Source organism: Peribacillus sp. NPDC060253 (genome assembly GCF_042727425.1).
GTDB lineage: Bacteria > Bacillota > Bacilli > Bacillales > DSM-1321 > Peribacillus.
In genome coordinates, this window is sequence record NZ_JBHXAS010000123.1 from 1 (window position 1) to 13,710 (window position 13,710).

Consider the following 13,710-nt stretch of genomic DNA (forward strand, 5'->3'; position numbering starts at 1 on the left):
TTACTGGTATTCATAAAATTAGGTAAATTTAAATAATTTGAATGCTAATGATTTGAGAAAGATTTTAATAGATAAAGAGAGGGTCAAGCCAAGCAGGGGGGTAATCAAGAGGGGGATGGATTATGATTCGCTCATGTGAAAAAGGGGAAGTTCAAATCAAGAAGAGGTCGTGGTAAAAGACCGATGATTGACATACATCTCCGTAGAGAATCCATTCACAAGGTCTTTTTGTACCATGACTTTTTAAATAGTCCATTAGTTTGCTTCATATTTCCAAACGGGAGTTTCAGTCGCCACACAGATTATCTCTTTGAAATATCCGCAAAGCTCGAGCCACTTTTCAGGGTAAATATAGATAAAACGCTCCAGCGTTTCTAAAGAGTGCAACACCAGGCAATCGATTTGATCCGTTTTTTTATTTTGTAAATTGAATAGAAGTTCATGTGGGATCGTGTAATAAGGATGGAGCTGATACGGATTCAGTATGACCGGGGAAATCTTTTTTTCTTCTATATACTTGTCCGTTACAATCTTTTGGATCGCAAAGCTTTCATTTGTATGTAAATCCCCAATCTTGCTGTTTGGATTCAATAGTACAATGCCTCTCATTTGATTCACCCATTCTTTTTTGCTAACCATTCTTGCCAAAAGGAGGATGGGATATTCAAAGTAAGAGGCTTGATGCTAGAAAAAGGCTTTCAGTTCGTTTATGGTTTTGAGATGTTCGACATTTTCGAGCACCTTGTTGGTCAGGTCCACCTTTTTAATAATAGGAGAGCTTTGTAAATCTTCAACCTGGCTTTCCTTTGTAAACCAATCAATGGAAGGGGGAGGAAAGAAAATTTGATCTGACCATGCATCATGTAGGGTGGGACTGTAAATTTTATCATCTTTGGATGCGGATGCATCGGAGGTATATATGGTTTGCCAATAATCCTTTCTCGAACCAGTATGCGTAACCTCTTTTATAAACTGGCTAACACCGCGAAAAACAGCGGGCTGAAAAAGAAGCTCATATAAGAATTTTCCCGTTTCTATACGCTGTTTCGGATCGGCAAAGCGTTCAACGGTAAGTCCGGTCAAGGAATGGAGTCCGTCCTTCTTATTTGCATAAGGAAAGATCACGTTGGTGAAGCCTAAGAATTCCTGTAGTTGAAAATCAAGCCTCCGGAGGATTTCACCATGATGGGTGCGTTTTATTACCCTTTCCTGAAGCATTCTTTGTTCATTGATGATAAGCGACGTTGTTAAAAGGGATGACTGGGGTTCCTTGATGAAAGATTCCCAAATCGGGGCCATGAATCTTGAAATATGGAAGAGGGGTAAATACTTTCTTAATGGAAGCTCTTTTTGTTTAGAATGTTCATATAAAAGGAGTTGAGGGAAGGCATCGGCAAATATGGCTGAATTGGCGCGCTCAAGGAACAGGAAAAATTTCTGCCGTTCCGCGCTGTCAAGGAGATGGGTCATGGATGAACTTTTCAAGTCAGTCATATGGTATCCTCCATTCCTTGAAACCATATGTGCTAAAAAGGCCCAATGTACCTCGGGGTTACGATTATAATAAGCAAGATATGCTTGTGTTCTTGTGATATTATTGCGATTCAAGGCAGCCGTCTTGGATCGAATGCTTTTAACAAGCGCGGTTTCCTCGGGGAAAAAAGCTTTTGACCCGTCCGTAGGCTGAAAAAGCTCTTTTTGTAAATGGGATTTTAACGTGTCATAACTTTCCGCATCGATGATGGGTTTCGTTTTAACAAAGCTTTTGCCTAACAGCTTCTGCACATATTGGGAGAACATACAATCACCACGAATGTTTTTCAATCATTATATGCAGAGCGGTCAAGAAAGGGGCTTTGCATTTGCAACGCCCTCAAGTTCATCGTTGAATTTTGTTATCGGTTATTTTTCTTCTTCTTTTCCAGGTGCAATAAAATATAATAAACGATCCAGAAAAGTAACACGGGAATAAAGGATAATGGTGTATATTTGGCCGGTACGGCAAATAAGATGAAAATGGATAAAAATAAAAAGGGAACCGCTAGGAGTATATATTTTCTCCATTGCATATGCTGAACCTCCTTAGGTTACGTCATTCTTATTAAGAATAAAGGATTATCCATCAATAATCTAGAAAACTGACAATTGACAAAAATATACACACGTAGTAATCTTTAAACACGAGTTAAATATTACCATTATTCAATGAGAAAGGAGACGAACGTCATGACTAAATCAGTTAAGCACATAGATGCCATAACCGAATATTATCATACGTCCTCCTGCCTTGAGACATTGTCTTTCTAGATAAAGTCTCGAATGTGCTCATTGATCGTTTAAAGCGCAGGTTGTGGATTTTCGCGGCCTGCGCCTTTATATGTGTTCTTACACATCTAAAAGCTTCCGCTAATTGGCGGAGGCTTTTTGGTCTTTGGGGATTAAGGTGCAATAGCATCCTTTCCATATAAAAGATAGGAGGAATTATAAATGAGACAAAAAACATTGGGAGTTTTACTGCAGCCAGGAGATCCAGAAAGCGGTTAGCGCAGGGGCAGTTTGGAACTAAAGGGAGGGGAATTCATGTTTGCGATTTTTAAAAAGCTGTCTTGGTTCTTTAAGGAACAATGGCAGCGTTATACCTGGGCCATTTTATTTTTATGTCTTGTGAATATTTTGGAGGTTATCCCGCCGAAGCTCGTCGGGAATGCCATCGATGATATGAACAATGGCAACATGACGCAGGAAGGAGTCATGAAATACGTTATTTATTTGCTTATGGTGCTGTGTGGCAGCTACTTATTTGGGTATTTATGGAGTTATCTGTTATTTGGCGGCGGAAACTTGGTCGAACGAAAACTAAGGTCAGGGTTTATGGGGCATTTGATGAAAATGTCGCCGGCTTTTTATGAAAAAAACCGGACAGGGGACTTAATGGCAAGGGCCACCAATGATTTAAAGGCAATTTCACTCACTGCTGGCTTCGGGATATTGACGCTCGTTGACTCGGTGCTGTTCACCATTACGGTCGTTGTCATGATGGGTGCAACCATCAGCTGGCAGTTGACGATTGCGGCGGTGCTGCCCCTTCCAATCATGGCAGTGATGATGCAAATCTATGTGAAGAAAATTTATAAACGATTTACGGATGCACAAGCTGCCTTTGGTACTTTAAATGACAAGGTTCTGGAATCCATTTCAGGTGTCCGTGTAATTCGGGCCTATGTTCAGGAACGGGAGGACGAAAAGCAATTTGATGAAATGACAGAGGATGTATATCGTAAAAACCTTGCAGTGGCAAGAATCGATGCCCTCTTTGATCCGACGATCAGCATTATTATCGGCATCAGTTATTTAATCGGTTTGGGCTATGGTGCTTATCTGGTTTTTCAACAGACCATAACGCTAGGCGGACTTGTTTCGTTCAATGTGTACCTAGGCATGTTAATCTGGCCGATGATCGCGGTGGGTGAACTGATCAATGTCATGCAAAGGGGAAATGCTTCACTTGATCGTGTTCAAGATACCCTTTCATATGAAGCGGATGTGAAAAACTCAATGGGGCTGGAGCGTATTCCAAATCCGGAAAATATGGGATTCAATCAAGTGTTTTTTACATACCCATCCTCATCTGTAGTGAATCTATCCAATATTTCCGTTCGACTTGAACGTGGTCAAACTTTAGGGATAGTCGGAAAAACAGGAAGTGGAAAAACGACATTCGTGAAGCAATTGCTGCGGGAATATCCTTTAGGAAAAGGGGAAATATCTTTTGCCGGCATGCCGTTGGAGCAACTGGATCTTGAAGATATACGCAAATGGATCGGCTACGTTCCACAGGACCATTTTTTATTTTCAAAATCTGTGAGGGAAAATATCTTATTCGGTAAAATGGATGCAACGGAAGATGAACTGGCTGAAGCTATCCGCCTTGCTGATTTTGAGAAGGATTTAATGATGCTGCCCAATCGTCTTGAGACACTCGTCGGTGAGAAGGGTGTCGCTCTTTCTGGAGGGCAAAAGCAGAGGATCTCGATTGCGAGGGCACTGATCAAAAATCCGGAAATCCTTATATTGGATGATTCCTTATCTGCTGTAGATGCGAAAACGGAAACGACAATCATTGAAAATATCCAAAATGAACGGGCAGGGAAAACGACCATCATCACAACCCATCGCTTATCAGCCGTTCAACATGCGGATAGGATCATCGTGTTGGACAGTGGAGAGATCATCGAAGAGGGAACTCATGAGGATTTACTGCAACATAATGGCTGGTATAGGGAGCAATACGAGCGACAGCAGGTTGACGAAGGGACGGAGATGAAGGCATGAAGGTCGTAAAGAAACTGTTTGATTATGCTGCCCTTTATAAAAAATTGATCATTGGCGCATTGATCATGCTGACACTTTCAGTAGCGGCCGATTTAACGGGCCCATTCGTTGCCAAGAAAATCATCGACTCACATATACTTGGCATCGAATCTTCTTGGTATGAATCGGAAAAAGGAAAAGATGCTGTTAAGTATGATGAAAATTGGTATAAACGGGCGGATTACTTTACTGAAGGTGAGAAGAAAGGCAGAGAAGTCCATGTTTTGCAGGTTGGCAATCAATTTGTCTTCTTAAACGAAGGTATACCCATGGATGGCCGCAGAACCTTGGAGAACCAAACGTTAATCATCAAGAAAGACGGGAAAGAGCAAAGGGCGCAAGTAGAGAAATTGACGAGTCAGGAAGTGATGGGGTTTTACCAACCGGAAATCCCGCGAATCTTGAAGCTTGTGGCTTTTTACTTTGGCCTTGTCATCATCTCATCCATTTTTCAATATGGGCAAAGCTTTTATCTACAGAAAGCGGCTAACCGAATCATTCAGAGGATGCGAAATGATATTTTCACACATATTTCCCGGTTGCCGATTCGTTATTTCGATAATATGCCAGCGGGGAAAGTTGTAGCAAGGGTCACAAATGATACCGAGGCGATCAGGGAATTATATGTAACCGTGCTCGCCAACTTCTTTTCGAGCACGATTAATATCTTCGGAGTACTCATCGCTCTATATATTCTGGATGCACGTGCTGGTACTATGGGCCTTTTACTTATTCCAATCATCGTTATCTGGACGAAGGTATACCGTAAATTCGCCTCGAAATATAATCACATCATTCGGGAGCGGGTCAGTGATATTAATGGGATGATCAATGAATCCATTTCTGGAATGAACATCATTCAGGCATTTGGACGTGAAAAGGAGACGAAGCAATCTTTTGAAAGTTTAAACCGGGAGCATTATTCCTATCAAAATAAAATGCTCCATTTAAATTCGTTGACGGGTGGGAACTTGATTGGTGTCATTAAGGTTTTGGCGCTGATAGCATTCGTCTGGTATTTCGGTGGAATTTCACTTACAGCTAGTTCAGCGATTTCTTTAGGGATGATGTATGCAATTGTTGATTTGATCAGCCGCCTGCTTCATCCGCTTCACGGAATCGTCAATCAGTTCGCCAACCTGGAACAGGCACTCGTTGCAGGGGAGCGGGCATTCAGTTTATTGGATGAGCAGGGATTGGCAGTCAGTGATGAAAACATATCCAGATACAAAGGAAATGTGCAATTTGACCATGTTTCTTTTGGCTATAAGGATAATGAATATGTGTTAAAAGACATTTCCTTCTCAGCAAAACAAGGGGAAACGGTCGCCTTGGTTGGCCATACTGGTTCGGGAAAAAGTTCTATAATGAATTTATTGTTCCGTTTTTATGACAGCAGTGAAGGGCAAATCAAAATTGACGGAAGGGGTATTCTGGATATACCCCATCAAACGCTTAGGGAGCATATGGGAATTGTCCTTCAAGATCCCTATTTATTTACTGGCACCATCGCATCCAATATCTCCCTGAACCATAAAGGAATCACAAGGGAAATGGTTGAAAAGGCATTAAAGGATGTAGGAGGGGACAAAGTGCTGAAGCATCTTCCTTTAGGGCTGGATGAACCCGTGATAGAAAAAGGTGGAACCTTATCTTCTGGACAGCGCCAGCTAATCTCTTTTGCACGTGCTCTTGCATTCAATCCGGCGATATTGATTTTGGATGAAGCGACAGCAAGCATCGATACGGAAACAGAGGCAATTATCCAGGAGGGAATGGAGGTGCTGAAAAAAGGGAGAACGACCTTCATCATTGCCCATAGACTTTCCACGATTAAAAATGCCGACCAAATTCTGGTGTTGGATAAAGGGCGAATTACGGAGAAGGGTACACATGAAGAATTAATGGGATTGAAAGGGAAGTACTATCAAATGTATGAACTGCAGGCTGGTCCACATAAAGGGATGGCCGGGTGAAATACAATTGAATAAGGATGGATAGACAAGATTACACTATATTGTGGGTGCCTCTATTGGCACTCTCAAGCATAAATATTGATAATAGTTATCATTACGGTTAACATATATCTATACTAACAATGAGGTGATAATAGTGAAACAAGAAATTCATCCTGATTATCAACAAGTAGTATTTATGGATACCAACAGTGGTTATAAATTTTTGACGGGGTCCACAAAAACGTCCAATGAAACGATCGAGTGGGAGGACGGTCAAACGTACCCATTATTAAAAGTCGAGATCAGTTCAAATACGCACCCATTTTATACAGGCAAACAGAAATTCGCTGAAAAAGGCGGACGCGTGGATCGCTTCCTTGATAAATATAATATGAAGAAATGATAGTGAGGCCATCGAGAAATCGTTGGCCTTTTTTTGGCTGGGTTGAGAAAGAAGCGATATTTGTGCAAAAAAAGGGTGCCCATTATATATGAGGCACCCATCTTTTCATCATTTTGCAGCAATAGCTTCCCCTTTTGCAATACGTACAAGGGCGGCATCAAAGTCCTTGATTAAATCGTCCGGATTTTCAAGTCCGACTGAGAGACGAAGCAGGCTGTTGGTGATGCCTCGCTTTTCCCTTTCATCAGCAGGCATGGCAGCATGTGACATTTTAGCCGGGTAGGATAATATCGATTCGACCGCTCCAAGACTCACAGCAAAAACAGGGAGTTCAACAGTGTTCACGAATGAGCGGAAAATTTCCTCGCTTTCCAATTCAAATGATAAGACCGCTCCTGCACCAAGGGACTGTCCCTCCTGGATGGCATACTGTGGATGATCGGCAAGACCAGGATAATAAACTTTTTTCACTAATGGCTGCTCCTTTAAGTAGGAGGCAATCTTTTCAGCTCCTCTTTGGGAGTGTTCCATTCTGACCGACAATGTTTTCAGACCCCTCATTACTAGCCAGGCATCCTGAACACCAAGTACAGCTCCAAAGGAGTTTTGGAGGGAACCGAGTCTGTCTGCCAATTCCGGATCCTTCACTACGGCAAGTCCAGCTACTACATCACTATGTCCGGATAAAAACTTCGTCGCACTATGAAGGACAACATCAGCGCCCAGGTTCAACGGCTTTTGTAACGCTGGTGTCAAGAATGTATTATCAACAAAGCTTAAGGCACCTGCTTTTTTTGCGATATTACATACGGCTTGAATATCGGTCACTTTAAGTAAAGGATTTGAAGGCGTTTCAATGTATATGGCTCTCGTATTTGGCTGAATGGCCGCTTTGACGCTTTCCAGATCCGTCATGTCAACAAAGGTATGCTCAATATTGAAACGCGTCAGTACGCTTGTGACCATCCTGAACGTTCCGCCATACACATCTTCGGAAATGACGATATGGTCACCGGCAGACAACAAAAGAAAGGCGGTTGAGATGGCTGCCATACCCGATGAAAAGGCAAAGCCGTGAGTGCCCTCCTCAAGTTCGGCTATGATATCTTCAAGTGCCTCGCGAGTTGGGTTCCCGCTTCTGCTGTAATCATATTTGCCGAAAGAATCGATATCGGATTGATGGAAAGTGGATGCGTGCTGAATGGGGACGCTCACACCGCCTGTTGTTGGATCGAATTTATGTTGATTATGAAGTAATTTGGTTTCAAAACTAAAATCATGATCTGTCATCGTAGTGCCTCCCTTTTTACATGTGCGAATGCTTGCTGTAAGTCCCCAATCAAATCATCGCTATCCTCGATGCCAACGGAGAAGCGGAGCAGGCGATTACAAACCCCATTTGCCGTTCTGACTTCAAGCGGTATATCGGCATGTGTTTGTGTAGCGGGATAGGTGATGAAGCTTTCAACCCCTCCAAGGCTTTCTGCAAACGAAATTAATGAGAGCGATTGTAAAAATGGGTTGACCGCTGATTCATCAATGATACGGAATGAAATCATGCCGCCTCTTCCGGGATACAATACGTCCGTTACACAATCATGTTCCGATAAGTAATCTACAAGTATCTTGGCATTCTTTTCATGACGTTCCATCCGCAATGCCAGGGTTTTCATTCCGCGCATCAGCAGCCAAGAATCAAAGGGGCTCAAGACCGCGCCGGTACCATTATGATGGAAGGCAAGTGCCTCACATAAATCCGCGCCGCTAGCCACGATCAGTCCGGCAAGTACATCATTATGACCACCTAGATACTTGGTGGCACTGTGAATGACAATATCCGCGCCAAGCAGGATGGGTTGCTGAATAAGAGGCGTATAAAAAGTGTTATCAACGATTAACAATAGATTAAATTGTTTTGCCAGTGCGGCAACGGCGCTAATGTCCGTTTGCTGCATAAGGGGGTTAGTGGGAGTTTCGATGAAGATGGCTTTCGTGTGAGGAGTGATGGCTTTCTCGATATCCTCCAAACAACAAGTGTTTACATAGTCACACTGCAACCCCCATTTTTTAAAACCTTGTTCTAACAGTCGATATGTACCGCCATAAAGATCCTCGCTGACAATCCATGCATCGCCTGATTTAAATAAAGCCAGTATCGTGGAAATGGCAGCCATTCCTGAACTGCAGGCATATCCTTGGTCGCCTTTTTCCAAATCGGCAATGGATCGTTCCAATAGCTGTCGTGTGGGATTACCTGTCCTTGTGTAATCGAATCCTGTCGATTGGCCAATTCCTTCGTGGCGGAAAGCTGTTGAAAAGTATACCGGCGGATTGACTGTTCCCGTCGCCGTTTCACTGCGATTTCCTAATTGAGCAAGATATGTTTCGGTTTTGTACATAGTTTTCACTGCTCCTTTGAGTTATATAAAATAAAAAAAAGTCTTCTTTAAGAAGAAGACTTTGATTAAATGGGGATGAGTCATTCTTCTTATCTTCCAAGTTCACAAACTTGTGGAATTAGCACCTTTTCATTGGTTTGAAACAAATGAAGGTTGCTGAGGTGTCATCGGGCCATTCCCTCTACCTCTCTCGATAAGAGTTTAGATTATTCAATTTCTTTTGAATTTACTATATATATAAATTACTGTCAAGAACATTTTGGAAGGAAATTGCTTAGATGTGCAGGGTTGGGTCGGTTGGGGCCAAGCGGTATCGACACTTTACGTATTTTAAAAAAACATCAAAAATCTGCAGGGGGGCAGGGATAATCGCAATATTAAATGGATTATTTAGAAAAAGGGGAGGGGAAGCTGGACGGTTTTTTTGCTTTAAAATAATAAAATTTGTACAATGTATAGAGAGAAAAATAATACGACATTATTCATTTCATATACATAAGGTCTTCGATGAATAGTGCAAACTTAGGAGGAGAACACATGGAATACAGAATCGAACGAGATACGATGGGTGAAGTGAAAGTTCCTGCTGATAAATATTGGGGAGCACAAACTGAGAGAAGCCGCAATAATTTCAAAATCGGTAATGAAAAAATGCCAATTGAATTAGTACGTGCATTTGCATATGTTAAACAAGCTGCGGCAAAGGTGAACTATGATCTTGGTGATATTTCGGAAGTGAAAAAAAATGCCATCATTAAGATTTGCGGCGAAATTCTTGAAGGTACGCTTGATGAACATTTCCCGCTTGTGGTCTGGCAAACGGGAAGCGGCACACAAAGTAATATGAACCTGAACGAAGTGGTCGCTAACAAAGGGAATGAATGGTTAAAAGAAAATGGTGAATCTGAAACTCTTCACCCGAATGATGATGTTAACAAGGCACAAAGCTCCAATGATACATTCCCGACCGCCATGCACATTGCAGCCTTCATGGAAGTCGCTGAAAAATTGGTTCCTGCCATCAAAGCACTTCGTGATACATTCGATTCAAAAGAAAAAGAATTTTGGGATGTCGTGAAAATTGGCCGGACACACCTTCAAGATGCAACTCCACTAACTTTAGGACAAGAAATTTCCGGTTGGAAGGCGATGCTTGAAAAAGACTTGGCGATGATTGAGGAGAGCAGCCAAAAATTATTGAACCTTGCACTTGGAGGAACGGCTGTAGGAACGGGAATCAATACAAAAAAAGAATTCCCGGGACTTTCTGCTAAACAAATCGCAGCGGATACAGGACATCCTTTTGTCACTTCGGATAATAAATTCCATGCATTGACAAGCCATAACGAAATCGTTTATGCACATGGTGCATTGAAAGCACTGGCAGCAGATTTAATGAAAATTGCGAACGATGTCAGATGGTTGGCAAGTGGTCCTAGAAGCGGAATCGGTGAAATTGCCATTCCAGAAAATGAGCCAGGCAGCTCCATCATGCCAGGTAAAGTCAATCCAACACAAAGTGAAGCGCTTACGATGATTGCGACACAAATCGTGGGTAACGATGCGACAATTGGCTTTGCAGCAAGCCAAGGTAACTTCGAATTGAACGTTTTTAAACCTGTCATCATCTATAACTTCCTGCAAACGGTTAAATTATTGACGGAAGGCATTCACTCTTTCAACAATAATTGTGCGGTTGGCATCACTGCAAATGAAGATAAAATCAAAGAAAATGTAGAACGTTCCCTTATGTTGGTTACGGCATTGAACCCTCATATTGGTTATGAAAAAGCAGCCAAGATCGCCAAAACTGCATTCAAGGACAATTCTACGTTAAAAGAAGCAGCGTTGAAATTGGAATTCCTGACGGAAGATGAATTCAAAGCGTGGGTCGACCCAGCTAACATGGTTAATAAATAATGCCTAGGAATGCCCTCCCACTGTTTTTAGGGAGGGTGTTTCAATATTTGAATCATGGAATGAAAAAACTTAAGATCAAAACGTTATCTGAAACAGGAGGAAAAACAATGTCTTTATGCCCGCTTTGTAACGGTCTAAGAAAAATTCATGTGAATTGCCCGGAATGCGGCAGTGATCTTGACGATAAAGGGAAATTCATGGATTACGCTGATGAATACAGCGCCTATATGGACATAGACACACTCAAGCTAAACGACGGGTACCCTCAATCCCTTCAGAAAGGCCAATGCCCGCATATCATGAAATGCTCAGAATGCGGACATGATGAAGTGCTATTGGTGCAGGAATAGTTGTCAGAAAACACAAAAAGACCCGTTCATGAACGGGTCTTTTGTTTATTTAATTAGCAGGCAACTTCATGCCTTCAGCAATCTGTTCATCTTCTTCAACCAGAATGCGATGTTCGGTCCCTTTATCAAAAAAGTGGGCTTTATTCATGTCGAGGGCAAGCTCGATGTTTTCGCCTGCATGGATAATATTTTTCGCATCCACCCGGGCAACGAAGTCCTGCCCCTCGAATGTGGAGTAAAGCATAATTTCCGCACCCATGAGTTCAGCTACATCAATTTGGGTCGTGAATGTAGTGTTAGTGGACTCCGTGAAGTAAGCTCCTTCATTATGGAAATCCTCTGGTCGGATGCCGAGGATGATTTCTTTTCCGACATATCCTTGATCACGCAGCATCTTCATCTTAAATACAGGTATTTCGAGCGATTGCTCACCAATTTTAAAGATACCTTCTTTTAATGTTCCGGTAAAGAAGTTCATCGCAGGTGATCCTATAAAGCCACCGACAAAAACATTTATCGGTTTCTCGTAAACTTCTTTTGGCGCACCGACCTGTTGGATGATACCGTCCTTCATAACGACAAGGCGTGTCGCCATGGTCATTGCCTCTGTTTGGTCATGTGTGACATATATCGTTGTGGTGTCCAGTCGTTTATGTAGTTTAGCGATTTCCGCCCGCATTTGAACCCGTAGCTTTGCGTCGAGATTGGATAATGGCTCATCCATCAAAAAAACTTTTGCGTCACGTACAATTGCACGGCCAAGTGCCACACGCTGGCGCTGACCACCTGAAAGGGCTTTGGGTTTCCTATTTAGAAACTCTTCCAGTCCGAGGATCTTTGCCGCTTCATTGACTCTTTGCTTGATTTCCGCTTTCGGCGTTTTCCTGAGCTTTAATCCAAAAGCCATATTGTCAAAGACGGACATATGTGGATATAAAGCGTAGTTCTGGAAAACCATCGCAATATCACGATCTTTAGGAGGGACATCATTGACTCGCTTGCCGTCTATATATAAATCCCCTTGTGAAATGTCTTCCAAACCGGCAATCATCCGTAAAGTAGTAGACTTCCCGCACCCGGAAGGTCCCACAAAAACAATGAATTCCTTATCTGCAACACGAAGGTTAAAATCTTTAACAGCCGTCACCTTTTTATCATAAATCTTGAATATATGATCTAATACCAACTCTGCCATGAAAAATCCCCCTTTTAAACTACTGATTACTTGTACAATTAACTATAGTCTAAGCTATCAGTTTGGAAATAAGTATAGGCACATTGCACAAAAAAGGATAATTATCCTTTTTTGTGCAATGTTATTCATTCAGTAAAAGAATCAAATAAGCAGTCAAGGCGTGACGAAAGTTTCTAATATCGAGTCCCGTTCTTTCAGTGAATTTATCTATTCGGTATTGTAAGCTGTTCCTGTGGATATAAAGCTGTTTGGCGGCATAGGTGGCATTGGAATTACACTCGATATACGTTTTAATCGTTTTGATAAGTTCAATATCCTGCTGAGTCTTGCCGAGAATTTCATTGATATACCACTTGGTATTCGTAACGGATTGCTCCTTTAATAGTGAGTGAGGGATGATGTCTGCCAAATCAGCCACCTTTAAATCCGGTAAATGCACTTGGGCCAAATCAAAACATTTTTTTTCCTGATTCCTGTGATGACGAAGTTCTTGATTGACAGGGTGAAAGCGCCCGGTGAACATCCGGGTCTTTACATAAAAATCACTTTCAAGCGTCGATGTAATGGCAATTAGTTCATTTTTGGATAAGGATTCATCCTTGTCCGTTTCTATTAAAATTCCTGAGGTTTCATTTTCCCAGACGAAGGCTGCGTCAGATGGAACGAAAGCGAGAAAGGCGTCTTCAAAATCAGTGTTGGAAAAATCAGCATGTGTCAGTTTAAAATGAATGAATCGAACATTCTCCCAGTTAGTTAAAGGCAAGGGTGCATTCGGTTCGGATAAAAAAGAGTTCCATGATGCGTTTGGAAACGTGGTGAGATCATTTTGGCTTAAGGAAGGAGCGAATAGTAATTCCAGTAAACGGATTTCTTCGGCCGTGATTTCTGAATGGGGAATGCCAAGTATACTTCCTATTGAGTCTTCGAACCAAACATATTCAGAAACGCTATCAGTATCCAATTTATTGGAAAGAGCGTTCGGGAATTTTTGTTTAAGATTTTCAAGCATTTTCTTCACCGTCTTTCTCCCTATTTATCTCATTATAGCGAAAAGCCAAATCATAAGAAAACTAGTTTTGTATTCCGCCAAATGAAATTCATAGTTAAATAAGAG

The 13,710-nt window shown here is 41.9% G+C and carries 12 protein-coding genes and 1 riboswitch; of the genes, 5 read left to right on the forward strand and 7 right to left on the reverse strand.

The genetic code is table 11. The annotated features are described in order from the left end of the window. Nucleotides 1-255: 255 nt before the first annotated feature. The 3 genes from ACFWE9_RS22255 to ACFWE9_RS22265 all read right to left on the reverse strand — a co-directional run bounded on the left by ACFWE9_RS22255 (nt 256) and on the right by ACFWE9_RS22265 (nt 2,069). A complete protein-coding gene (locus ACFWE9_RS22255) occupies nt 256-609 on the reverse strand; it encodes a hypothetical protein (protein ID WP_230158397.1) in 354 nt (117 codons plus the stop codon). A 75-nt stretch (nt 610-684) separates the two neighbouring features. Beyond that, nucleotides 685-1,800 carry a DUF2515 family protein gene (locus ACFWE9_RS22260; RefSeq protein WP_377358850.1) on the reverse strand — a complete coding sequence of 372 codons (1,116 nt, stop codon included), beginning with the start codon at nt 1,798-1,800 and terminating at the stop codon, nt 685-687. A gap of 95 nt (nt 1,801-1,895) precedes the next feature. Further along, on the reverse strand, nt 1,896-2,069 hold the full coding sequence (locus tag ACFWE9_RS22265) for a hypothetical protein (RefSeq protein ID WP_230158401.1): 174 nt from the start codon (nt 2,067-2,069) through the stop codon (nt 1,896-1,898). Between the two features lie 511 nt (nt 2,070-2,580). Between ACFWE9_RS22265 and ACFWE9_RS22270 the strand changes: the two genes are divergently transcribed. The 3 genes from ACFWE9_RS22270 to ACFWE9_RS22280 all read left to right on the forward strand — a co-directional run bounded on the left by ACFWE9_RS22270 (nt 2,581) and on the right by ACFWE9_RS22280 (nt 6,732). Then, nucleotides 2,581-4,332, forward strand: a complete 1,752-nt coding sequence (locus ACFWE9_RS22270; RefSeq protein WP_230158403.1) for an ABC transporter ATP-binding protein — start codon at nt 2,581-2,583, stop codon at nt 4,330-4,332. Then, nucleotides 4,329-6,347 (forward strand): ABC transporter ATP-binding protein, encoded by a 2,019-nt coding sequence (locus tag ACFWE9_RS22275; RefSeq protein ID WP_377358853.1) that lies wholly within the window; start codon nt 4,329-4,331, stop codon nt 6,345-6,347. Before ACFWE9_RS22270 ends, ACFWE9_RS22275 begins: the two co-directional genes overlap by 4 nt. 136 nt (nt 6,348-6,483) lie before the next feature. Next, on the forward strand, nt 6,484-6,732 hold the full coding sequence (locus tag ACFWE9_RS22280) for a type B 50S ribosomal protein L31 (protein WP_377358855.1): 249 nt from the start codon (nt 6,484-6,486) through the stop codon (nt 6,730-6,732). A 108-nt stretch (nt 6,733-6,840) separates the two neighbouring features. On the opposite strand, the gene metC is transcribed toward ACFWE9_RS22280, so the two are convergent. Further along, nucleotides 6,841-8,022, reverse strand: coding sequence for a cystathionine beta-lyase (gene metC / locus ACFWE9_RS22285; RefSeq protein WP_377358857.1), 1,182 nt, complete (start codon nt 8,020-8,022; stop codon nt 6,841-6,843). Next, nucleotides 8,019-9,131, reverse strand: coding sequence for a methionine biosynthesis PLP-dependent protein (locus tag ACFWE9_RS22290; RefSeq protein WP_230158412.1), 1,113 nt, complete (start codon nt 9,129-9,131; stop codon nt 8,019-8,021). Before ACFWE9_RS22290 ends, metC begins: the two co-directional genes overlap by 4 nt. An 86-nt stretch (nt 9,132-9,217) precedes the next feature. Then, a riboswitch (SAM riboswitch) is annotated at nt 9,218-9,331 on the reverse strand. 337 nt (nt 9,332-9,668) lie between these two features. On the opposite strand from ACFWE9_RS22290, the gene fumC reads away from it, so the two are divergent. Both fumC and ACFWE9_RS22300 read left to right on the forward strand, forming a co-directional pair. Beyond that, nucleotides 9,669-11,051, forward strand: a complete 1,383-nt coding sequence (gene fumC / locus ACFWE9_RS22295; protein ID WP_230158414.1) for a class II fumarate hydratase — start codon at nt 9,669-9,671, stop codon at nt 11,049-11,051. A 107-nt stretch (nt 11,052-11,158) separates the two neighbouring features. Further along, nucleotides 11,159-11,401, forward strand: coding sequence for a hypothetical protein (locus ACFWE9_RS22300; RefSeq protein ID WP_230158416.1), 243 nt, complete (start codon nt 11,159-11,161; stop codon nt 11,399-11,401). Nucleotides 11,402-11,450: 49 nt separating this feature from the next. Here ACFWE9_RS22300 and ACFWE9_RS22305 read toward each other — a convergent pair whose 3' ends face one another. Further along, the gene (locus ACFWE9_RS22305) at nt 11,451-12,596 is read right to left on the reverse strand and encodes an ABC transporter ATP-binding protein (RefSeq protein WP_230158418.1); all 1,146 of its coding nucleotides are present in this window, start codon (nt 12,594-12,596) and stop codon (nt 11,451-11,453) included. A gap of 121 nt (nt 12,597-12,717) precedes the next feature. After that, nucleotides 12,718-13,605 carry a PucR family transcriptional regulator gene (locus ACFWE9_RS22310; RefSeq protein ID WP_230158739.1) on the reverse strand — a complete coding sequence of 296 codons (888 nt, stop codon included), beginning with the start codon at nt 13,603-13,605 and terminating at the stop codon, nt 12,718-12,720. Nucleotides 13,606-13,710 lie beyond the last annotated feature (105 nt).